19 protein-coding genes are annotated in these 21,095 nt (G+C 69.9%); 17 read left to right on the top strand and 2 right to left on the bottom strand.

Translation table 11 applies throughout. The annotated features are described in order from the left end of the window. Both AB1578_03500 and AB1578_03495 read right to left on the bottom strand, forming a co-directional pair. On the bottom strand, positions 1 to 1,024 hold a 1,024-nt coding region (locus AB1578_03500; GenBank protein ID MEW6486965.1), incomplete at its 3' end, for a hypothetical protein. Next, entirely contained in the window at positions 1,021 to 1,965 is a 945-nt protein-coding gene (locus AB1578_03495) for a DMT family transporter (protein MEW6486964.1), read from the bottom strand. The genes AB1578_03500 and AB1578_03495, both read right to left, overlap by 4 nt. 526 nt (positions 1,966 to 2,491) lie before the next feature. On the opposite strand from AB1578_03495, the gene AB1578_03490 reads away from it, so the two are divergent. The 17 genes from AB1578_03490 (at position 2,492) to AB1578_03410 (ending at position 20,827) form a co-directional block, all read left to right on the top strand. Beyond that, positions 2,492 to 4,180, top strand: coding sequence for an AMP-binding protein (locus AB1578_03490; protein ID MEW6486963.1), 1,689 nt, complete (start codon positions 2,492 to 2,494; stop codon positions 4,178 to 4,180). A 161-nt stretch (positions 4,181 to 4,341) separates the two neighbouring features. Beyond that, on the top strand, positions 4,342 to 4,632 hold the full coding sequence (locus AB1578_03485) for a hypothetical protein (GenBank protein MEW6486962.1): 291 nt from the start codon (positions 4,342 to 4,344) through the stop codon (positions 4,630 to 4,632). After that, a complete protein-coding gene (locus AB1578_03480) occupies positions 4,629 to 6,431 on the top strand; it encodes a cation acetate symporter (GenBank protein ID MEW6486961.1) in 1,803 nt (600 codons plus the stop codon). The genes AB1578_03485 and AB1578_03480 overlap by 4 nt, the downstream gene beginning before the upstream one ends. Before the next feature lie 58 nt (positions 6,432 to 6,489). Next, a complete protein-coding gene (locus AB1578_03475) occupies positions 6,490 to 7,065 on the top strand; it encodes a hypothetical protein (protein MEW6486960.1) in 576 nt (191 codons plus the stop codon). A 115-nt stretch (positions 7,066 to 7,180) separates the two neighbouring features. Continuing rightward, entirely contained in the window at positions 7,181 to 7,810 is a 630-nt protein-coding gene (locus tag AB1578_03470) for a hypothetical protein (GenBank protein MEW6486959.1), read from the top strand. Positions 7,811 to 7,980: 170 nt separating this feature from the next. After that, positions 7,981 to 9,261, top strand: a complete 1,281-nt coding sequence (locus AB1578_03465; GenBank protein MEW6486958.1) for an MFS transporter — start codon at positions 7,981 to 7,983, stop codon at positions 9,259 to 9,261. Positions 9,262 to 9,476: 215 nt separating this feature from the next. Continuing rightward, positions 9,477 to 10,013: a hypothetical protein gene (locus tag AB1578_03460; GenBank protein ID MEW6486957.1), complete on the top strand. Its 537-nt coding sequence runs from the start codon at positions 9,477 to 9,479 to the stop codon at positions 10,011 to 10,013. A gap of 67 nt (positions 10,014 to 10,080) precedes the next feature. Continuing rightward, the gene (locus tag AB1578_03455) at positions 10,081 to 10,608 is read left to right on the top strand and encodes a hypothetical protein (protein ID MEW6486956.1); all 528 of its coding nucleotides are present in this window, start codon (positions 10,081 to 10,083) and stop codon (positions 10,606 to 10,608) included. A gap of 15 nt (positions 10,609 to 10,623) precedes the next feature. Further along, entirely contained in the window at positions 10,624 to 12,375 is a 1,752-nt protein-coding gene (gene sdhA, locus AB1578_03450) for a succinate dehydrogenase flavoprotein subunit (protein ID MEW6486955.1), read from the top strand. After that, positions 12,372 to 13,118 carry a succinate dehydrogenase iron-sulfur subunit gene (gene sdhB, locus AB1578_03445; protein ID MEW6486954.1) on the top strand — a complete coding sequence of 249 codons (747 nt, stop codon included), beginning with the start codon at positions 12,372 to 12,374 and terminating at the stop codon, positions 13,116 to 13,118. The genes sdhA and sdhB overlap by 4 nt, the downstream gene beginning before the upstream one ends. Position 13,119: 1 nt before the next feature. After that, positions 13,120 to 14,139: an endolytic transglycosylase MltG gene (gene mltG / locus AB1578_03440; GenBank protein MEW6486953.1), complete on the top strand. Its 1,020-nt coding sequence runs from the start codon at positions 13,120 to 13,122 to the stop codon at positions 14,137 to 14,139. Next, positions 14,136 to 14,768: a hypothetical protein gene (locus tag AB1578_03435; protein MEW6486952.1), complete on the top strand. Its 633-nt coding sequence runs from the start codon at positions 14,136 to 14,138 to the stop codon at positions 14,766 to 14,768. The genes mltG and AB1578_03435 overlap by 4 nt, the downstream gene beginning before the upstream one ends. Next, positions 14,765 to 16,141, top strand: a complete 1,377-nt coding sequence (locus AB1578_03430; GenBank protein ID MEW6486951.1) for a glycerate kinase — start codon at positions 14,765 to 14,767, stop codon at positions 16,139 to 16,141. The genes AB1578_03435 and AB1578_03430 overlap by 4 nt, the downstream gene beginning before the upstream one ends. Before the next feature lie 45 nt (positions 16,142 to 16,186). Then, on the top strand, positions 16,187 to 16,558 hold the full coding sequence (queD, locus tag AB1578_03425; GenBank protein ID MEW6486950.1) for a 6-carboxytetrahydropterin synthase QueD: 372 nt from the start codon (positions 16,187 to 16,189) through the stop codon (positions 16,556 to 16,558). Positions 16,559 to 16,564: 6 nt separating this feature from the next. After that, positions 16,565 to 17,338: a GTP cyclohydrolase FolE2 gene (gene folE2, locus AB1578_03420; protein ID MEW6486949.1), complete on the top strand. Its 774-nt coding sequence runs from the start codon at positions 16,565 to 16,567 to the stop codon at positions 17,336 to 17,338. 165 nt (positions 17,339 to 17,503) lie between these two features. Then, a complete protein-coding gene (locus AB1578_03415) occupies positions 17,504 to 19,312 on the top strand; it encodes an FAD-dependent oxidoreductase (GenBank protein MEW6486948.1) in 1,809 nt (602 codons plus the stop codon). 132 nt (positions 19,313 to 19,444) lie between these two features. Then, the gene (locus AB1578_03410) at positions 19,445 to 20,827 is read left to right on the top strand and encodes a cytochrome c biogenesis protein ResB (protein ID MEW6486947.1); all 1,383 of its coding nucleotides are present in this window, start codon (positions 19,445 to 19,447) and stop codon (positions 20,825 to 20,827) included. The last annotated feature ends 268 nt before the right edge of the window (positions 20,828 to 21,095 follow it).

Below are 21,095 nucleotides of genomic sequence, written 5' to 3'. Positions count from 1 at the left end.
GGGAGAGCCCCGAGACGGCCACGAACCACCACTCGGCGGCCGGAGAAAACGCCAGGACCCCCAGCACGGCGCTGGTGGCTGCGGCAAGTCCCAGGGCAAAGCGCCGCAGGGCCGGGTAGCCCTCGCCCCTTTCGCCCAGCAGAGCGATGCCCACCTCCTGGTACGAGAGGCCCAGGCAGCTGAAGAGGAAGACCAGGGCCCGAACCACGGGGAAGACGGCCAGAGATTCCACCGGGTTCCTTCCTTGGGCCAGGAAGAAGGTCATCAGGGGGTGGACGGCCAGGGTGAGCACGGAGCTCGCCGCCAGGGGGTAGTAGAAGGCGGTTATGGACCCGTAGGTGAGGGGAGCGAGCTCCGACTCCTCCCGGGCCAGGACTCGGCGCACCGACTCCCGGGCCATCAGCCGGCTCGCGAGGGCTTCGGCCAGAACCCCGGCGGAGAGCGCGCCGGCCCCCGCCAGCGCCCCCGGCACCCCCGCCGCGGCCAGGGCCAGGGAAACCGAACCCATGGTCCCGAGCCGCACGGCCGTGCCGTACCCCACCCGGCGGGTGAGTCCGCCCCGGATGAGGAGCCCCTGGTAGAGGCGCCGGTATCCGATAGCGCCGGGCCAGGGCAGCAGCAGGGCTACGGCGCCCCAGGTGAGCTCCGCGATCTCCGGCGGCAGGGCAAACAGCCCCAGGGCCATCCACCGGAAGACGGGGGGGACGAGCAGAAGGGCCATGAGGGCGGTCACCAGGGCGCTCAGGCCGTACGTGAAGCGGCGCATCTTCCGAAACGAGGCGCGGTTGCGGGCCAGGGCCGTGGTGGCGCCCATGATCATGATGACCGGCGCCTCCAGGATGAGGGCCAGCGACAGGGCCACTCCGAAGGCCGCCAGATGGAACACCGGGTCGGGAAGCCGGGCGATCACCGCGGCCAGGAAGGGGCCCTCCAGGGCCATCATGAGCCAGGTGGCGGCCAGGGGGGCCCAGAAGGGGAGGATGCGGCGCGCGGTGAGTCCCCCTTCGGGGACGGCGGGGGTCATGCCCCGGCGCGTTCCCGCCGAGCTCGCACCGAGGCCGGCGTCAGCTCCGGGGTCTCCTGTTCCAGGTTCAGGAGCACGAGGGCGCCGAGCACCAGGGCCCCACCCATGGCCTGGGGCCGCGTCAGGGCCTCTCCCAGGAGGAAGAAGGCCAGGGCACCTGCGGCGATCGGCTCCAGGATGGCGGTGATGCTGGCCCGGGTGGACCGGATGTGGTTCACCCCCACGAAGTACAGGCCAAAGGGCACCAGGGTGCCCGCCACCGCGACATACGCGATGCCTGCCCACTGGGCGGCCGTGTAGCCGGCGGTGAGGTAGTGAAAGGGCGCGTAGAGCACGTGTAGCGACACGGCGGCGAATACCAGCGCGTAGCACAGCACGGTCCAGGGCGAGTAGCGGTGCATCCCCCGCTCCCCCAGGAGGGAGTAGGCGGCGAAACATGCGCCCGAGACGAGCCCGGCGACGGCCCCGGCCCGGTCCAACCCCGCCAGGGACAGGCCGTACGCCCCCACCACGAGGTAGGCTCCCAGGAGCGCACACGTCAGGGAGGCAGCCTTGAGCGGGGTGAGCTTCTCCTTCCAGAAGAGGATCGCAAAGGAAGCGATCCACACGGGCGACGTGTACTGGAGGAGGATGGCGGCGGCGATGTGGATCTTGCTGATGGCGTAGAAGTAAGTGGCCTGCACCGCCGCCATCGCGAACCCCCCGAGCACCGCAAAGTACGCGACGTCGCGGCGCCGGATGCGCAGCAGGCCGGGCCTGGCGAACCCGAAGCAGGCCAAGAGCAGCGCAGCCGCCAGGGTGACCCGCAGCTGCACCAGGGCCAGGGGAGGGATCCCCTGCGCGAACAGGGCCTTCCCGGCCACGCCGGAAGAGGCCCAAAGCAGGGCGGCCGCCGCCACGCTCAGGTAGCCGGCGGCCGCACCGGAGGGGCGATAGGACACGGATGCACCTCGGTGGGAACGGGAAAGCAAGCCCAACATCCTAACCCCGGGCCGACTCGTTTCCCACCAAAAAGTGGGACGCCTCCTCCCCTGCTGCCGGCCGGCCCGGTCCCCCCCGGCAGAGGGTCGCCGCCGCGGCGTAGGGCGAGCACCTACAAGACCATCGGCAGCGAGCCCACAGAAAGAAAGGGCGTGTGCCGATTGAGGCGCCGGTGGTGCCCACCTAGCATGGCGCCGGGCTCAAAAACCGTTATGCAACCGCGGGTTGGGGGTCGGGGACGGGGGGCGCCCGACACGGGGTTCGGCGGTAGCGCCAGGCCGGGCTTCCCTTTCGCGGCGGTGCCGTGGCGGCTGCCGCACCTGGTTTCGAGCGGCACGGACGCCGGGACCTGCTGGGGAAGGGCCGAGAGCTCTTTCGCAAACCCGGGACCATTCTGGCGCGCCGGCGGGCACGCGCAGACCGACGACGACCTGGCAGCCGGGTCGCTTGCGACAAACCTGCAATCTGGGAGGAGACGCCGTGGACATGACGACGCCCTACGACAACATTCCGGTACGGATGGACGGGCCCAACATGTGGGATTACGAGGAGGTGTGCCGCACCTTCCAGTTCCAGGTGCCCGAGTTCTTCAACTTCGGGTTCGACGTGATCGACCGCTGGGCCGCGGACCGCTCGAAGCTCGCCATGGTGTGGGCCGACTCCACCGGCACCGACATCCGCAAATACTCCTTCTACGACCTGCAGGTCATGTCGAACCGCTTCGCCAACGAGATGCGCCGGGCGGGGGTGAAGAAGGGCGACCGGCTCTTCGTGATGGTGCCCCGGGTGGTGGAGTGGTACGCGGTGATGCTCGGGAGCTTCAAGCTGGGCGTGGTGCCCATGCCCGCGCCCAACATCCTGGTGCCCCACGACGTGGAGTACCGGATCAACCAGTCCGACGCCGTGGGCGCGGTGATGTGGCACGACAACGTCTCGAAGATCGACGACGTGCGCTCCCACTGCCCCACGCTCAAGCACTTCTGGTCGGTGGGTGGCAAGAAGGAGGGCTGGCTGTCCTACGAGGAGCAGGCGGCGAAGGCCTCGCCCAAGCTCTCCCGCGAGGAGATCGAGCCCACCCGCTCCGACGACGTGCTCCTCATCTACTTCACCTCGGGAACCACCAAGTTCCCCAAGATGGTGCCCCACACCCAGGCCAGCTACGGCATCGGCCACATCATCACCGCGAAGTTCTGGCAGGATCTCAAGCCCACCGACCTCCACTGGACCCTCTCCGACACCGGCTGGGCCAAGGCGGCCTGGGGCAAGCTCTTCGGCCAGTGGCAGCTCGGGACTGCCGTGATGGTGCACGACGCGGCGGGCAAGTTCGACGCCAAGACGCACCTCAAGATCATCCAGGACTGCGGGGTGACCACGTTTTGCGCGCCGCCCACGGCCTACCGGATGCTCATCCTGGAGGACCTCACCAAGTTCGACCTCACGGGCATCCGCCACTCCTGCGCCGCCGGCGAGCCCCTGAACCCCGAGATCATCAAGGTGTGGAAGGAGCACACCGGCACCACGATCTACGACGGCTTCGGGCAGACCGAGACGGTGAACCTGATTGCCAACTTCCCCTGCATGCCCGTGAAGTTCGGTTCGATGGGCAAGCCCACACCCGGCTTCCACATCGAGGTGGTGGACGACAACGGCGTGGCCGTGCCCGTGGGCGAAGAGGGGCACATCGCCGTGAAGGTGAAGCCCGAGTGGCCGGTGGGCCTGTTCCGGGAGTACTGGCGCAACCCCGAGGCCACGGCCGAGAGCTTTGCGGGCGACTGGTACTACACCGGCGACAAGGCCACCAAGGACGAGGAGGGGTACTTCTGGTTCGTGGGCCGGGCCGACGACGTGATCAAGGCCTCGGGCTACCGGATCGGCCCCTTCGAGGTGGAGAGCGCGCTCCAGAGCCACGACGCGGTGGCCGAGAGCGCGGTGGTGGGCTCCCCCGACGAACTGCGGGGCACCATCGTCAAGGCCTTCATCATCCTGGCCCCGGGGTACGAGGCCTCCGACGCCCTGGCGAAGGACATCCAGAACCACGTCAAGCGCGAGACCGCCCCCTACAAGTACCCCCGCGAGATCGAGTTCGTGAAGGAGCTCCCGAAGACCGTCTCGGGCAAGATCCGCCGGGTGGAGCTTCGCAAGCTCGAGGAGCAGCGAAAGGCCGCCCAGGGCTGATTCCCCTCCCGCTCCGGGGCCGCGTCGGGACGCGGCCCCGGAGCCTTGGGATCGCTCGTCCCGCGGTGCTTTGTCGCCGGCTTACCGACCGGCCGTTTGTCCGTCCTGTTCGCTCCCCGGCCGAGCCCGGCCGGGGGTCACCGCACACCGAGGAGGAGTCGATGAACAACCCGTACAAGAAGGAGTGCCTGCTCACGCTGGTGGCGTTCTTCCTGGCGGCATTCCTGACCCACATCTACCCGCTCTACTTCCTCTTCCCGGGCCTGACCCAGCTCGACATTCTCGGGTATCCGGCCCACTACTTCCTCACCCTGTTCATCGGGTGGGTGGTGCTGATGCCCCTGTACTGGATCTACCTGGTACTGAGCGAGAAGATCGACCGGGAAATGGCCCAGACCAGCATGGAGAAGGTGGCCCTGGAAGAGAAGGCCGCGAAGGGGGGTGCCCGATGATCCGATTCCTCCTCGCCGTCGCCGCCGCCCTGGTGCCCTGCGCCGCCCTGGCCCAGGAGGGCATGAAGACCTACAAGTTCGAGCCCACTGCGGGCGTCTCGACCCTCGGGCTGATCTACACGGTCCTGATGGTCGCGTCCTTCCTCTGGTTGGGCTGGCTCGCCAAGAAGCGCGTGTCCACCTCCGACGACTACTACACGGCGGGCCGGGGCATCGGGGCCCTCTCCAACGGCCTGGCCATGACCTCCAACTACATGAGCCTCGCGACCTTCCTGGGGTTCACGGCGCTCATCTGGCAGCTCCAGTTCCTCCTGGTGGCCTTCGTCATGAGCTGGCTCGCGGGTTTCGTGATGATCTCCGTCTCGGTGGCCCCCTGCCTGCGGCGCTGGGGCAAGTTCACGAGCATGCAGTTCATCGGCGAGCGCTACGGCCACACGGCCAAGATCATCTCGGTGCTGTGCATGATCCTGCTCGCCCAGCTCTACCTGGTGGGCCAGATGAAGGGGATCGGCAACGTCTTCCAGGTGATGTTCCACTGGGACTACACCACGGGTCTTGTGGTGGGCGGTCTGGTGGTGACGGCCTACGTGACCATCGGGGGCATGTACGGGCTCTCGTACAACCAGACCCTCCAGGCGGTGATTATGGGCATCGCCCTCATCGTGCCCACGGGGATCATCCTATGGAAGCTCAACGCCGGGATGGGCAGCTTCTTCCCCCCCCTCGGGTACGCCACGCTGGTCCCCGACATGGTGGCCTCGCTCCCCAGCTACTTCGACCCCTTCACGACCGTGGGCGGGAAGGTGCCCCTGAGCTTCAAGTACTACACCGCCATCGTGCTCAGCCTGGCCATGGGCACCATCGGCCTGCCCCACATCGCCATGCGCTACTTCACCGCGCCCTCGGTGCGCGACGGCAAGGTCGCCACCATGTGGGGCATCTTCTTCATCGGGATCGTGTTCTTCACCACCTTCGCCATCGGCTTTGCCGCAAAGCTCTATACGCTGCGCGTGCTCAACGCCCAGGGCCTCTCCATCGACCCGAAGGAAGCCGACCTCCTGGTGGTGGTCATGAGCCAGGCGTTCACCCCCGCGTGGATCGCGGCCCTGCCGATCGCCGGGGCGCTCGCCGCTGGCATGTCCACTGTGGCCGGTCTGCTCATGGTGATCGGCACCGGCATCGGGCACGACATCTACTCCACCATCGTCGCCAGCTCCGATGACCGCACCAAGGTAAAGATGGGGCTCTTCTTCACCGCCTTCGGCGGTATCGTCACCATCCTGCTCGCCCTGCGGCCGCCGGACTTCCTCCTCACCAGCGTCATCTGGGCCTTCGTGGTGGCGGCCTCGACCTTCACGCCGGTCCTGATCCTGGGGATCTGGTGGAAGGGCGCCAACAAGGCGGGCGCCATCGCCGGCATGGTGGTGGGTCTGGTCCTCTCGGTGACCCTGTGGTGGACCAAGGGGCAGCTCTTCGGGATGCAGCTCGTGAACCTGGGCCCCCTGGGGCACCTGGTGGGAGCCATCTTCTCCGGCTCCGCGGCGTGGTTCGTGGTGGTCGTGGTGAGCCTGCTCACCGGCGGGGAGAAGAACGAGAAGGTGCTCCGCGAGGTGGACCGCATCCACGGCTGGCTCGACTACGACCCCCGGCGCTACAATGGGAAGCTATTTCCCGTGGGATGCGCCGTGGCGGCCCTGCTCCTGATGCTCTGGTCCGCCATGCCCAATGCCCCGGCCAAGGCCACCGCCTCGGCTCCGGCTCCGGCTCCGGCTCCGGCGGCGGCCGTGGCCCAGAAGTGATCCCGTGCGGGGAGTCCGGGGTCGTGCCCCGGGCTCCCCGCTTCCTCCCGAGAATCCCATGCTCCTCGTCGACCTGTTCCTGTTGCGCGAGACCCCCTACCGCCACGCCGCCGAGAGCCCCCGGGCTCCCCTGTGGATGGCGGCCTTCGTTCTGGGCACCGGCACCCTCTACGGAGGGCTGGTGGCGTGGTTCCAGCGGCTCCTCGATGCGCCGTTGCAGGGCGTGGCGGTGGCCGACATCCCCTGGAAGCTCCTCCTGGGGGGCAACGTCATCTCCGGGGTGCTCGCGGCGCTGGTCTTCCACGGGGGCGTGACCCTCATCGTGTGGCTCATGACCCGGGGGGTCGGGGGCCCGGGACGCCTCGGGCTCCTGTACCGCGCCACTGCCTACCTCCTGGTCCTGGGCGCCCCCGCGCTGCCCCGGCTCGCCCTGGAGAGCGCCGCGGCCGGCGCTCCGGGGGCGGAGCTCCCCTTCGCGGCCCTGGTCTCGGCCCTGGCCTGGATCTCCCCGGCCCTGCTGCTTCCCGGACTCTATCGACTGGTGCGCGCAACCCAGGGCCTCGGACCGGGGCGTAGCGCGCTGGCGGTCTTCCTGGCGGGGTTTTTCGTCTTCGCGGTGGCGTTTGCGGTGTAGGCTTCCCTCCAGGGTGCATCCTCGTTCTGTATATGTAAACCATTGTAATTGAAAGAACTTTTTCCGGTGCGGTGTTCCGGATGCTAGGCTGTGCGCTACGGGAGAGGAGGTCCCCATGCGCGCGGTGTACCTGTTCGGGTTCTCCCCGGAGGGAGAGGTCCAACTCTCCGCCTTCCTGGCGCGGCGGGGCGTGTTTGGCGAGCCCCTGCCCGGGACGGCGTGCAGTCCCCGGGAAGCGCTGCTCTTCGACGGCATTGCCCGCGCGCAGTGGGTGGAGTTGCTCGAGCGGTGGCCCGAACGCCCGCCGGCCGAGCGGGTGGCCGCCCTCTTCCCCCCGGACTACCTGCCGATCTTCGACGCCGGCCTCTTCCCCTCCTGGGTGAGCTGCGTGGCATACCCCCGACTCGAGGACTACCTGGGCGACTGCCCGGGGGCCGAGGAGGGGAACCCCTCCAGGGCTCCCGAGCGGGCGGGCTGCGAGGAGCCGGGGGGGGTCGTGGGGCTCGTGACGGTGGAGGTCCTGGGGCCTACCGGAGCCCGCTTCGTGTCGCAGCGCCCGCGGGAACCGGGAGAGCGGGTGACGATCCATCTGGCGTTTCGCGCCCGGGGGGCGGTGTCCCTTCCGGCCGAGGTGGTCTCCGTGCGCCGAAGGACGGCCCGGGGGTTTCGGTGTGTGGCCTCGTTCGCCGGGGCGCCGGCCGCCGCCCGCCGCTCCCTCGTGCGGCACCTGTCCGGCCGGGGGTGAGCCCCCGGGGGGGCCCTTCCGGGGCCCCGTTTCACCCGAGCCCTCGACAGCCCCTGCCTCTGTGCCCCCACGTGCTCCATTGATCTGCGCCGCGGCATCGCCTACCTTGCCCCCGTTGCGCCGTGCGCCGACGAGTGCCGCACGGAGAGAACCGGTTCGGAGGAGGGGGCATGACCTGCGGGAACCGCCGACACACCTATGCCTGGGCCCTGTACGACTGGGCGAACTCCGCGTTCGCCACGACGGTAATGGCCGGGTTCTTCCCCCTGTTCTTCAAGGAGTACTGGAACGCCGGGGTGGAGCCCGCGGTGAGCACCTTGCGGCTGGGGGTGGCCAACTCGGTGGGGAGCCTCGTGGTGCTGGCCCTGGCCCCGGTGCTCGGCGCCATCGCCGACCGGGGCGGGTTCCGCAAGCGGTTTCTCTTCTTCTTCGCGGCCCTCGGGGTTGCGGCCACCGCGGGGCTCTATGCCGTGGGCCAGGGCCAGTGGGCGGCGGCGGCGGCCCTCTACGCCACCGGGCTCGTGGGGTTCGCGGCGGGCAACATCTTCTACGATGCCCTCCTGGTGGGGGTGGCGGGGGAGGACCGGGTGGACGTGGTCTCGGCCCTGGGGTACGCCCTGGGGTATCTGGGGGGCGGCCTCCTCTTCGCCGCCAACGTGTCCATGGCGCTCTTTCCCTCCTGGTTCGGGTTTCAGGACGCGTCCGAGGGAGTGCGGGCGTCGTTTGTCACCGTGGCGGCGTGGTGGGCGGTCTTCGGAGTACCCCTTTTCCTCTTCGTGCCGGAAGGCCGGCCCCGGGCGCGGCTCGCGCCCCTGGAGGCGGTGCGCAGCGGCTTTCGCCAGCTTGCGGCAACCTTCCGGGAGATACGCCGCCTGCGGGTGGTGTTCCTCTTCCTCGTGGGGTATTGGCTCTATATCGACGGGGTCGACACGATCATCCGGATGGCGGTGGACTACGGTCTGGCCCTCGGGCTGTCCTCCCAGGGCCTCATCACCGCGCTGCTGGTGACCCAGTTCGTGGGGTTCCCCTCGGCCATCGGGTTTGGCTGGCTCGGCCAGAGGATGGGACCCAAGACGGGCATCTACCTGGCCCTCGCCGTGTACGTGGGCGTGACCGTGTGGGCGTACTTCATGGACAGCGAGGCGGAGTTCTTCGCCCTTGCGGTGACGATCGGGCTCGTCCAGGGGGGCGTGCAGTCCTTGAGCCGGTCCTTCTACACCCGCCTCATCCCCCCGTCGAAGGCCGGGGAGTTCTTCGGCTTCTACAACATGATGGGAAAGTTCGCCGCGGTGGTGGGGCCGGTGGCCATGGGCTGGGTCGCGGTGGCCACGGGGGAGCCGCGGCGCGCGATCTTCGCCGTGACCTTCCTGCTCGTGGCGGGCGGCGTGTGCCTCTTCTTCGTGGACGAGCAGAAGGGGCGCCGGGCCGCCCAGGCGCTGGAGCGGGTCTGAGACTTCCAGTATCCGGCCCCGTCTCGGGGGACGAAGGCGCAACGGAGTCCTCCCCTTCCCTGCAATCGCAATCGCTATCGGTATCGAACTCGATTTCGATTTCGACCTGGTGGGCGTGCCCGGTTGGGACCCGGGGGGGCGAGCTCCGGCCGCCCCCCGCCTTGACAACGCTCGGGGCCGGTTCGTAGCATGCCGGAACCCACCGAGGAGGCATCATGGATCGGGAAGAAGGGTGCGGCACCGGGGAGGGGAAGGGCGGCCGAAGAGAGGAGCCCTCTGCCGGGGGACCCCCCGAGGAACCGTTGCTGGAGCCCTCCGCGGGCGCCCAGGGCGGGCCGACCCCGGAGGACGCCGCGGCCCTGGCGGAGGAGCAGCGCACCGTAGACGCCGCGGCCCTCCTGCCGGCGGCGGGTACCCCGGTGCCCCGAGCCCGCGAGGCGGACCGGACGGTGGTCCTGGCCGTGGTCGCCCTGGTGCTCCTTCTCCTCCTGGGGTGGCTCGGGGGCACCGCCGTCTGGCAGCTGCGCCGTGACCTGGCGGCCCTGGAGGCGCGGCTGGCGGCTTCGGAGGGCCGCGCTGCGCGAAGCGAGCAGATCCAGGCCCGGGCCGCGCTCCTGCGGGTCCAGGCGGACCTGGAGGCGCTTCGCCGGAGCCTGCCGGCGGATGCGGCCGAGGACGTGGCCCGGGCCGAGTCGCTTTTGCGCCAGGTAGCAGAGCGCCAGACCACCGGCGTGCAACCGGGCGGGCAGTAGCGCAGCCGTCGGCCCCCTGGGGTCGACCCGGCACGGAGCGCGCCCGCTTCGAGACAGGAGGACCGGGATGTCCGGGAGTCGCGTCTGCTGCACCCAGTTCTGGCTTCGCAAGCTCCACAGCCTTACCGGGTTCGTCTTCCTGGGGTACTTCCTCTGCCTCCACGTCCGGGGGGTGGGCGTGTGGTCGAGCACGGCCCACCGGCTCCTGCTCCTCTACCTGCCGCTCCTGTTCCACGGGATCTACGGCCTCTACATCACCTACGAGTCCGCCCCAAACCTCCTGCGCTACGGCTGGGTGCGCAACTGGATGTACTTCGGGCAGCGGGCCACGGGGGTCTTGCTCGTCGTCTTCATTCCCCTGCACCTGGGGGATCTCCTCGGGGGCGCGGCCTATGGGGCGGCCGCCTGGTACCGGTGGGTATGGACGGCGGGGCTCTTGGCCGCCGTCTTCCACCTGGCCAACGGCATCTTCGGCACGGCCATCGACTGGGGCATCACCGTGGGACCCCACAGCCAGCGGGTCTTCGTGGGGGTGAGCTTCGCGGCGTTCGCCGTGCTCGCTGCGTACGGCCTCTACACCCTGTCCCTGTTCTGATCGAGGAGGCAAACGGTGGAGCGCAAGAACATCGTGGTGGTGGGGGGCGGGCTGGCGGGCCTCATGGCCGCGGTGCGCGCTGCGGAGCAGAACTTCCACGTGGACCTGGTGAGCATCGTCCCGGTGCGGAGGTCCCACTCGGTGTGCGCCCAGGGCGGCATCAACGCGGCGGTGAACACCAAGGGCGAGGGGGACAGCCCCTGGGAGCACTTCGACGACACGGTCTACGGCGGCGACTTCCTCGCCAACCAGACGCCGGTGAAGCGGATGTGCGAGGCGGCGCCGGGCGTCATCTACCTCTTCGACCGCCTGGGGGTGATGTTCAACCGCACCGCGGAGGGCCTGCTGGACTTCCGGCGCTTCGGGGGCACCAGGCACCACCGCACCGCCTACGCGGGCGCCACCACGGGCCAGCAGCTTCTCTACGCCCTCGACGAGCAGGTGCGCCGCTACGAGGCGGCAGGCCTGGTGACCCTGTACGAAGGGTGGGAGTTCCTTTCCGCGGTGATCGACGAGCGGGGCGCGTGCCGGGGCGTCACGGCGCTCCACCTGGCGGGGAGCGAGGTGCGGGCGCTTCCCGCCCGGGCCGTCATCCTGGCCACCGGCGGGCCGGGCCTGGTCTTCGGCAAGTCCACCAACTCGGTCATCAACACGGGCGCCGCCGTGGGGAGCGTCTACACCCAGGGGGTGCGCTACGCGAACCCGGAGTTCATCCAGGTCCACCCCACGGCCATCCCGGGGGAGGACAAGCTGCGCCTCATGAGCGAGTCGGCCCGGGGCGAAGGGGGGCGGGTCTGGGTGCCCCGAGACGGGAAGCCCTGGTACTTCCTGGAGGAGAAGTACCCGGCCTACGGCAACCTCGTGCCCCGCGACATCGCCACCCGGGAGATCTTCGACGTGTGCGTGACGCGCGGCCTGGGGGTGGACGGGCAGATGCAGGTGTACCTGGACGTGAGCCACCTGCCCCCGGACTTCCTGGAGGTGAAGCTCGGCGGCATCCTGGAGATCTACCGCAAGTTCACCGGCCACGACCCCGCGCGGGTGCCCATGAAGGTCTTCCCGGCGGTCCACTACTCCATGGGGGGGCTCTGGGTGGACTTCGACCAGATGACCAACGTGCCGGGCCTCTTCGCGGCCGGGGAGTGCGAGTACCAGTACCACGGCGCCAACCGCCTGGGGGCCAATAGCCTGCTCTCGTGCATCTACGGGGGGCAGGTGGCGGGCCAGCGGGCCATGGAGTATGCCGAGGCGGGGGAGGGCGCGGGGGCCGGGTCCGCGTTCGACGCCGAGGTGAAGCGCCAGGCCGCCTTCCTGTTGGAGATCGGGGGGCGCGAAGGCAGCGAGAACCCCTACCGCCTCCACCGGGAGCTCGGCCGGATCATGACCGAGAACGTCACGGTGGTGCGCTACGACGACCAGCTCGACGAGACCCTGGAGAAGCTCGGGGAGCTCCGGGAGCGCTGGCGGGGGATCGGGTTGGCCGACCGCGGCCGGCGCCTCAACCAGTCGCTCCACTTCACGCGCCAGCTCTACTACATGCTCGAGCTCGCCCACGCCATGACGCTCGGGGCGCGGCTGCGCGACGAGAGCCGGGGCGCCCACTACAAGCCCGACTTCCCCGAGCGCGACGACGAGCGGTTCCTGAAGACGACCCTGGCCGCCTGGACCCCCGAGGGCCCCCGGATCGACTACGAGGACGTGGACGTCCAGTACATCCCGCCCCGGCCGCGCGTGTACGACGTGGACAAAAAGGAGGCTCTCGCATGAGCCAGACGGTGCGCCTGAAGATCCGCCGCCAGGAGGCCCCCGGCGCGCCGGCGCGCTGGGAGGAGTTTGCCGTGGCGCGCGCCGCCTCGATGAACGTGATCACGTGCCTCCAGGAGATCCAGAAGAACCCCGTGGACGCCCAGGGCAGCGCCACGACCCCGGTGGCGTGGGACTGCAACTGCCTGGAGGAGGTCTGCGGGGCGTGCTCCATGGTCATCAACGGCAGGGCGCGGCAGGCCTGCACGGCCTTGGTGGCCGATCTCGCGGAGCCCATCGTGCTCGAGCCCCTCTCTAAGTTCCCCGTGGTGCGCGACCTCGCCGTGGACCGGGAGTCGATGTTCGCGAGCCTCAAGCGCATCAAGGGGTGGGTGCCGGTGGACGGCACCTACAACCTGGGCCCCGGCCCGCGCCTCATGGAGAAGCAGCGCCAGTTCGGCTACCGCCTGAGCCGGTGCATGACCTGCGGCTGCTGCATGGAGGCGTGTCCCCAGGTCAACGCGCGCACCAACTTCATGGGCCCTGCTCCCCTGGCCCAGGCGCTCTACTTCAACATCTCGCCCATCGGGAAGGCGCTGGCCGACGAGCGCCTGGAGGCGATCATGGGGGACGGGGGCATCACCGAGTGCGGCAACGCCCAGAACTGCGCCAAGGCATGCCCCAAGGAAGTGCCCCTCACCACGGCCATCGCAGACCTGAACCGGGCGACCACCTGGTATTTCTTCAAGAACTGGCTGACCCGGTAGAATGGCGGTTCTTCCTCGGTGCGCACCGCTGGGCAGCGTCGCCCGGCTCGCGGCCTGGTGCCTGGCGTGCCTGGCGGTGCTCGTGCCGCTGCGGGTGGCCCAGTACGTCCACGAGGGGCGGGGTACCGGCACCGTGCGCCTGGAAGTTCCGCCAGGGGCCACGGGGGATGCGGTGGCCCGGTCCCTGGCGCAGGCCGGCCTCGGGCCCTGGGAGCGGGGAACCCGCTGGGGCCTGCGGGTCTGGGCGCGCCCGGAGCGCTGGAAGGCGGGCACCTACGCCTTCGAGGCGCCGGTGCGCCTGGTGGACGTCTTCGCCGACCTGGAGGCGGGCCGGGTCGAGCTTCTGGGGGTGACGTTTCCCGAAGGGGCTACCGTGCGGGAGATGGCTGCCGGGCTGGAGGCTGCCGGGATCGTGTCGGCCCGGGAGTTTGCCGACCTCGCACTGGATGTGGGGGCACCCGAGCGGTGGGGGCTTCCCGGACCCACCCTGGAGGGGTACCTCTTCCCCGACACCTACCGCTTTGCCCGGGGGCTGCCGGCCGAGCGGGTGGCCGACGCCCTGATCCGGCGCTTCCGCGAGGTGGCGGAGCCGCTGCTGCCCGAGGCGCAGGCGCGGGGGCTCGACCTGCGCTCGTGGGTAACCCTGGCCTCGGTCGTGGAGAAGGAGACCGGCGCCCCCGGGGAGCGGGCCCTGGTGGCCGCCGTGTTCCACAACCGGCTCTCCCGCAAGATGCGCCTGGAGAGCGACCCCACGGTGATCTACGGCCTGGAGGAGTTCGACGGCAACCTGCGCCGGGCCGACCTGCGGCGCGACACGCCCTACAACACCTATACCCGGTTCGGGCTGCCCCCGGGGGCCATCGCGAACCCCGGACGCGCCAGCCTGGAGGCGGTGCTTCGGCCCGCCGACGTGCCCTATCTCTTCTTCGTTAGCCGAAACGACGGCACCCACGTCTTCTCGGTGACCTATGAGGAGCACCGCCGGCACGTGGACCTCTTCCAGCGCCGGAGCGGCCGGTGAAGGGCAGGGTGCGGGGCCGGGGGCGGCTGGGGGCGGCGGTGGGGCTTTCCCTGTGCCTGGCGGCGGCCGGGGCCGGCGCCGCCGTGCTCGACGCCATCGCGGCGCGGGTGGACACGGCGGTCATCACCTGGAGCCGGGTGCTCCAGGAGCGGGAGCTCCTGCGCCGGGAAGGGGCGACGGGGGAGGCGCTGGAGCCCGCCGCGGTGCGCGACGCCCTGGTGCGCCGGGAGCTCCTCCTGGCGGAGGCGCGAAAGCTGCGCCTGGAACCCGCTTCGGGTGCCGTGGCCGAGCAGACGGCCCGGTGGGAGGACCGGCACGGGAAGAGCGGGTGGGGGGAGCTGGCCCTTCTCGGTCTGGACCGGGCAGCCATCGCGGATCGGCTCGCGCGGCTGGCTCTGGTGGAGGCGTACCTGGCGCTGCGCCGGGAAATGACCTTCGTGCCGGAGGCCGAGATTCGCACCCAGTACGGCCGCCGCAGCGAAGACTTCGGGGGCAGGCCCCTGGCCGAGGTGCGCGAGGCCGTGAGGAGCCACCTGGCGCAAACCGTCTTTCAGCGGGAGCTGGACCAATGGATCGAGCGGCAGATAAAGCAGGGCAGGGTCTGGGTGAACCCCCTGCCGGAGTCGTGAGCTTGCGGGAGCACGCCCAGATCCTCTTCGAGGCTGCGGTGGCGGCGGCCGAGCCCCGCCGGGCGGTGGCAGCGCACCTGCGGGTGGTCGAAGACCGTCTCGGGGTGCGCACCCCGGAGGGGGAGACGTGGGTGGACCTGCCGCGTGCCGGGGCGGGCAGGGTCCTCGTCGTGGGGGCGGGCAAGGGTTCGGCGCCCATGGCCCAGGCGGTGGAAGAGGTCCTGGGCCCGCGGGTGTGGGGGGGCGCGGTGTGCGTCAAGGACGGGCACGGCGTGCCCCTGGAGCGGGTGTCGGTCCTCCAGGCCTCCCACCCGGTGCCCGACGCGCGCGGACTCGAGGCGGCGGCTCGCATCCTGGAGCTGGTCCGGGGGGCGGGGCCCGAGGACCTGGTGATCTCGGTCTTCTCGGGGGGAGGGTCGGCGCTCCTCACCCTTCCCGCGCCGGGGGTTTCCCTGGAGGACCTTCGGGAGCTCACCGCGCTTCTGCTCGCCTGCGGAGCCTCCATCGGAGAGATCAACGCCCTGCGAAAGCACCTCTCCCAGGTGTCGGGGGGGCGGCTCGCCGTGGCTGCGCACCCGGCCCGGGTGGTCAACCTGGTGCTCTCCGACGTCGTGGGGGACAAGCTCGACGTCATCGCCTCCGGACCCCTCAGCGCGGACCCGAGCACCTTTGCCCGTGCCCGCGAGACCCTGCGCCGCTATGGCCTGGAGGACCGGGTCCCTCCCGCCGTGCACCGGGTGCTGGAGGCGGGGGAGCGGGGTGAGGTGCCCGAGACCCCCAAGGAAGGTCACCCTGCCCTGGAGGGGGTGGTCCACGCCGTGGTAGGGTCCAACCGCCTGAGCCTGGAGGCCGCGGCGGATGCGGCGCGGCGGCTCGGCTACCGCCCCCTGCTCCTGAGCTCCCGGCTCCAGGGCGAGGCCCGGGAGGCCGCGCGCTTCCTCGCGGCCGTGGCCAAGGAAAGCCAGCTCTCCGGCGACCCGGTGCCTCCCCCCGCCTGCCTCCTGGCCGGGGGGGAGACCACCGTGACCCTGCGGGGCACGGGCAAGGGGGGCAGAAACCAGGAACTGGCCCTGGCCCTGGCCCTGGAGCTGGAGGGGTGGCCGGGAATCGCGGGCCTGTCCGGCGGCACCGACGGCACCGACGGACCCACCGACGCAGCGGGGGCCGTGTGCGACCACGCCACGGCCCCTCGGGCCCGGAGCCGAGGTCTCGACCCCCGCCGGCACCTGGACGACAATGACAGCTACGCCTTCTTCGACGCCCTGGGGGATCTGGTGCGCACCGGCCCGACCCGCACCAACGTGATGGACGTGCAGGTCCTCCTGGTGGGGCCGCGCACCCCGAAAGTGCTGGAAAGTAACCGTGGCGGGTGATAGGCTTCGCGCTTTGTTCCCTTTCGCACGAGAATCGGCCTGGCCATGTACGAGCTGAAGATCGAGGACTCCTTTGCCGCGGCCCACAACCTGCGGGGCTACAAGGGCCAGTGTGAGGCGCTCCACGGGCACAACTGGAAGGTGGAGGTGGTGGTGCGCGCCGATCGGCTCGACGCCACCGGTCTGGCCATCGACTTCCAGGAGCTCAAGGGGGCGACCTCCCAGATCCTGGATACCCTGGACCACGGGTATCTGAACGAGATGCCCGCCTTTCGCGACCAGAACCCCTCGTCGGAGCTCATCGCCCGGTTCATCTTCGAGGAGCTGGCCCGCCGCATCGAGCGCGAGGGATTGTGGGTCCACCGGGTGACCGCGTGGGAGAGCGACAAGGCCTGCGCGAGCTACCTGCGCACCTGAGCTCCCATGGTCCTCGAGGACATCCAGAGCAAGCGGGACCACCGGCAGATCGCCATCGACAAGGTGGGGGTCAAGAACATCACGTATCCGGTCACCGTGCTCGACAAGACCCACGGGGAGCAGCACACGGTCGCCACGGTGAACATGTCGGTGGGCCTGCCGCACCACTTCAAGGGCACCCACATGAGCCGGTTCGTGGAGGTGCTCAACGAGTACCGTCACGGCATCGCCGTGAGAAACTTCCCGCACCTGCTGGAGAAGATCCGCGAGAAGCTCGACGCCGTATCGGCCCACATGGAGATCCACTTCCCCTACTTCATGGAGAAGCGGGCCCCCGTGAGCCGGGAAGTGTCGATCATGTCGTACCAGTGCGCCCTGAAGGGATCCATCCGCGAGGGGGGGTACGACCTCGTGGTGCAGGTGAAGGTGCCGGTCACCAGCGTTTGCCCCTGCTCGAAGGCCATCAGCGCGGGCGGCGCCCACAACCAGCGCTCCGAAGTGACCGTCAACGTTCGGTTTCGGGAGTTCGTCTGGATCGAGGACCTGGTCGGTCTCGTGGAAGGGCGTGCGTCGGCCGAGGTGTACAGCCTGCTCAAGCGTTCGGACGAGAAGTACGTGACGGAGAAGGCGTACAACAACCCCAAGTTCGTCGAGGACATCGTTCGCGACGTGGCCCAGATGCTGCTCAAGGACTCCAACGTGACCTGGTTCTCGGTCGAGGCCGAGAACTTCGAGAGCATTCACAACCACAACGCATACGCATACGTGGAGAAGTACTGACGGGCTCGCGGCTGGGTTGGGCGGTGGGGAGGTCTGTGGGTCCAGCCCCGGTGGGGATCGGGGTGCGGGCAGGTCGAGAGCCGACGTTGTGGGGCGACGTCTGGCCGGGTGCGGGAAGCAACCGGATCGAGGGCCGGCCGCGGCCCTCCAACGCGTCGGACGCGCATGGAATCGTACTGGGACTGCAGTCTCTGCCGCATCGAGGACAAGGGAAGGGCGCTGCGCTGCCGAACCTGCCACGGCAAGTTGCGGGGTCGGGACCGCTTGCTCCAGGAGCTTGGCCAGGCGCGCCGCGCCCGCGTGCGGGGGGCGCTCCTCTCGGCGATCGCGGCAGGCCTGGGGCAGATGTACCAGCGCCGGTGGCTCACGGGCATCGTCTTCGCGACCCTGATTCCCCTGGCGGGGGGACTGGTGTTCGTCACGTGGACCCGGTTCACCTACGGGCACGTCTTCCTGGCGGCAGCGGCGCTCTTCGTGCTGGGCGTGGCCGTGCTGGATGCGCTGCTGGGTCCCACCGAGCGCGTGGCGCCCTGCCAGGAAACCTGTCCTGCCCGGGTGCCGATCCCCGACTATTTGCAGCTCCTCGTCGACGCCCAGTACGAGCAGGGTTTTGCCCTGGTGCGCACGCGGATCCCGCTGGTGGGGGTGATTGGGCGGGTCTGCCCTCACCCCTGCGAGGTCCGCTGCCTGCGGGGGATCGACGGAGAGCCCATCTCCATCAACGGGTGCAAGCGGTTCCTCGCAGACCGGCACCGGGAGTCCGTTCGGGAGGCTTCCGCCACGGGGACCCAGCGGATGGTGAGGCTCGAGGGCGGGGGGATGAGCGTGGGGGTCGTGGGGTCGGGTCCTGCCGGCATCGCCTGCGCCTATTACCTGAGCGTGCTCGGGGCGCGGGTGACCGTTTACGAGGCCGAGGCGGCGGTGGGCGGCCGCCTGGCCACCACGATCCCCGACTACCGGCTTCCTCCCTACATCCTGGACGAGGAGCTGGAGGAACTGCGAGACCGGGGGGTGGTGTTCCGATCCGGGGCCCGGGTGGGGCCGGGGGGCATCGGCGTGGGAGAGCTGCTGCGGGAGCACCGGGCCGTGTTCCTGGGGGTCGGAGCCCAGGCTTCCCTGGGGCTTGCCCTGCCGGGGGCAGACGGGGTCGTAGCGGACTTCCAGGAGGTGCTGCGGGCGGCAAAGCTCGGCACGGCCTTCGCGATCGGCCGCAGGGTGGCGGTGGTCGGGGGCGGAAACGCCGCCATGGACGTGTGCCGCACGGCCTTCCGCCTGGGGGCGGAGGAGGTGCACCTGGTCTACCGCCGCGGCCGGGAGGAGATGCCGGCCCGGGCAGACGAGGTGGAGGAGGCGATCCGGGAGGGGGTCCAGTTCCACTTTCTGTCGGACCCCGTGGCGTTTCGCCCGGGCGATCCAGGAGCGGGGGGAGAGCTCCTGGTGAACCGGATGCGGCTGGGAGAGCGCGATGCTTCCGGGCGGCGACGGCCGGAGCCGGTGGAAGGAGAACGGTGGGCGCTCCCGGTGGACCGGGTGATTCCCGCCCTGGGGCAGCGGGTGGCGGGAGAGGTCTTCGACGACCCTGCGCTCGCGGGACTCCGGCGGGACTCCGGGGGTGCCGTGTGGGCCGACCCCGGGACCCAGAAGACGAGTCTGCCCCGCGTCTACGCGGGAGGCGACGCGGTGTCGGGTCCGGCCACGGCCGTGCAGGCCATGGCCCAGGGGCGCCGCGCCGCCCTGGCGATCTTCGGGGACCACGCGGCCGCGGAGGTTCCCCGTACCCGGCTCACCGACCGGCGGGTGCGAAAGCCATTCCCCGGTCACCGGGAGACGCCCGAGGCTAGGATACGGGAGGAGATGCCCAGGCTCACCCTGCGCAGCCGGAAGGGGAGCTTTCGAGAGGTGGAGGAGGGGTATCGCGAGGCGTCGGCCTGCCGGGAGGCGGGCCGGTGTCTCCAGTGTCACCGCGAGCTCTGAGGAGCTGCCGCACCGAAATCCAGTTTCGCACGCAAGGGCCATCGAGAACACGATCAACGCGCGCCGGCGCACCCCCTGGGACCGCCAATCCCAGGGCTGGGGCGAGCCGGCCGCCACCGGAGGACGGACCCCATGGCAAGCGGCAGCGACAAGCCCGGGAAGGGGCTGCTCAAGACGTTCAACGACTTCTTCTCGTCCATCAAGCTGAGCATCTTCGTGCTCATCGCCCTGGCGGCGACGAGTATCTTCGGAACGGTGATCCAGCAGGAGAAGGACCCGTCGGTCTACGTGCAGGAGTATGGCCCCACCGTGGCGCGGATCATCCAGGCGTTCAACCTGGGAGACATGTACCACTCCTGGTGGTTCCAACTCCTGCTGATCCTGCTCCTGGTCAACATTACCGTGTGCTCCCTCAAGCGGCTGCCCCACGCCATCCGGCTCATGCGGGACAGGGAGCCGGTCTTCGACGGCCGCCCCGCGGCCATCCACGAGAAGTGGGAGTCCCGGGTGAAGGGGGTTCCCGTGGCCGACGCCGCCAGCCGGGTGGAAGAGACCTTCCGCAAGCGCTTCGGCACGGTCCTGCGCAAGGACGTGGACGGCAAGGTCTACCTTTTCGCCTCCAAGGGCGCGTGGAGCCGCATGGGGGTCTACGTGACCCACTCGAGCCTGTTCCTCTTCGCCATCGGCGCCCTGGTGGGTGCCCAGTGGGGGTTCAAGGGGTTCGTGCAGATTCCCGAGGGCTCCACCGTGGAGCAGGTGCGGCTTCGCAGCGGAGAGCTCAAGGATCTGGGTTTCGGGGTCCGGTGCGACAAGTTCGAGCTCGAGTACTACACGGACCCGTCGGGGCGGCCCACGGGGCGGCCCAAGGCCTACAGGAGCGACCTCGCAGTCATCGAAGACCAGACGGAGACCGTCCGCAAGACCATCGTGGTCAATGATCCGCTCATCCACCAGGGCATCTTCTTCTACCAGTCGTCCTATGGCCAGGCGGGGGGCCGCGGCGCGGTGCTCTCGGTCTTCGGCCCCCGCAGAAACCTCCTGGTCCACCGCCAGAACGTGCCCCGAGGGGGCCGGGTCAACCTGGAAGAAGGAGACCGGCTGGTGCTGCGGGATCTCACCGGCGACTTTCGGCGCATGGGCCCGGCGGTGGAGGTGGCCCTGGAGCGCCCCGGGCAGCCCCCCGAGTCCATCGTCGTCTTCGAGGCTCCCGATGGAAACATGCGGCGCCTCGGGGAGTACACGATCCGGGTCGAGAAGGTGGACACCGTGTGGTACACGGGTCTCCAGGTGGCCTACGATCCCGGGGTGCCCTTGATCTGGGCCGGGTCCTTCCTCATCACCATAGGGTGCGTGGCCGCCTTCTTTGCCAGCCACCGGCGCATCTGGGCGAGGGTTCAGGAGGACGGCAAGGCAGCCCACGTGTTTCTCGGCGGAAACGCAAGCCGCAACCGGGGTTCCTTCGAACGGCAGTTCTCGGACTTGTGCCAGGAAGTGCAACAAACCTTTGAAAACTAGCGCACGTCTTGCTATAACCTGAGTTTCGGGGGAAAAGAGGTCGAATCGGGGCTGCCGCGTGGGGCCGTGCGCCCCCGGCGGCGACCGCAGGGGGGGAAGGGTGCTTGCCGAGACGATGCGTTCGCGCACCTTGGCGCGGGCCGCGGCGCTGGCTGCGGGTCGCCGTCTTCATTGCGTGTGGGGAGGAGGGTTGCGTCATGACGGAAGGACGAGGGGTGGGACCGGTGAAGTTGGAAGTCGTCCACCTGCCACAGGGAGGAATGGCCCC

This window comes from Thermodesulfobacteriota bacterium (assembly GCA_040756475.1).
Classification (GTDB): domain Bacteria; phylum Desulfobacterota; class Deferrisomatia; order Deferrisomatales; family JACRMM01; genus JBFLZB01.
This window is presented reverse-complemented; position numbering and strand designations above follow the sequence as displayed.

Coding starts and splice junctions, on each gene's coding strand:
- folE2 (MEW6486949.1), top strand. CDS start 16,565: ATGGTCCTCGAGGACATCCAGAGCAAGCGGGACCACCGGCAGATCGCC.
- AB1578_03470 (MEW6486959.1), top strand. CDS start 7,181: ATGCGCGCGGTGTACCTGTTCGGGTTCTCCCCGGAGGGAGAGGTCCAA.
- AB1578_03480 (MEW6486961.1), top strand. CDS start 4,629: ATGATCCGATTCCTCCTCGCCGTCGCCGCCGCCCTGGTGCCCTGCGCC.
- AB1578_03415 (MEW6486948.1), top strand. CDS start 17,504: ATGGAATCGTACTGGGACTGCAGTCTCTGCCGCATCGAGGACAAGGGA.
- sdhB (MEW6486954.1), top strand. CDS start 12,372: ATGAGCCAGACGGTGCGCCTGAAGATCCGCCGCCAGGAGGCCCCCGGC.
- queD (MEW6486950.1), top strand. CDS start 16,187: ATGTACGAGCTGAAGATCGAGGACTCCTTTGCCGCGGCCCACAACCTG.
- AB1578_03475 (MEW6486960.1), top strand. CDS start 6,490: ATGCTCCTCGTCGACCTGTTCCTGTTGCGCGAGACCCCCTACCGCCAC.
- AB1578_03460 (MEW6486957.1), top strand. CDS start 9,477: ATGGATCGGGAAGAAGGGTGCGGCACCGGGGAGGGGAAGGGCGGCCGA.
- mltG (MEW6486953.1), top strand. CDS start 13,120: ATGGCGGTTCTTCCTCGGTGCGCACCGCTGGGCAGCGTCGCCCGGCTC.
- AB1578_03455 (MEW6486956.1), top strand. CDS start 10,081: ATGTCCGGGAGTCGCGTCTGCTGCACCCAGTTCTGGCTTCGCAAGCTC.
- AB1578_03490 (MEW6486963.1), top strand. CDS start 2,492: ATGACGACGCCCTACGACAACATTCCGGTACGGATGGACGGGCCCAAC.
- AB1578_03485 (MEW6486962.1), top strand. CDS start 4,342: ATGAACAACCCGTACAAGAAGGAGTGCCTGCTCACGCTGGTGGCGTTC.
- AB1578_03465 (MEW6486958.1), top strand. CDS start 7,981: ATGACCTGCGGGAACCGCCGACACACCTATGCCTGGGCCCTGTACGAC.
- AB1578_03410 (MEW6486947.1), top strand. CDS start 19,445: ATGGCAAGCGGCAGCGACAAGCCCGGGAAGGGGCTGCTCAAGACGTTC.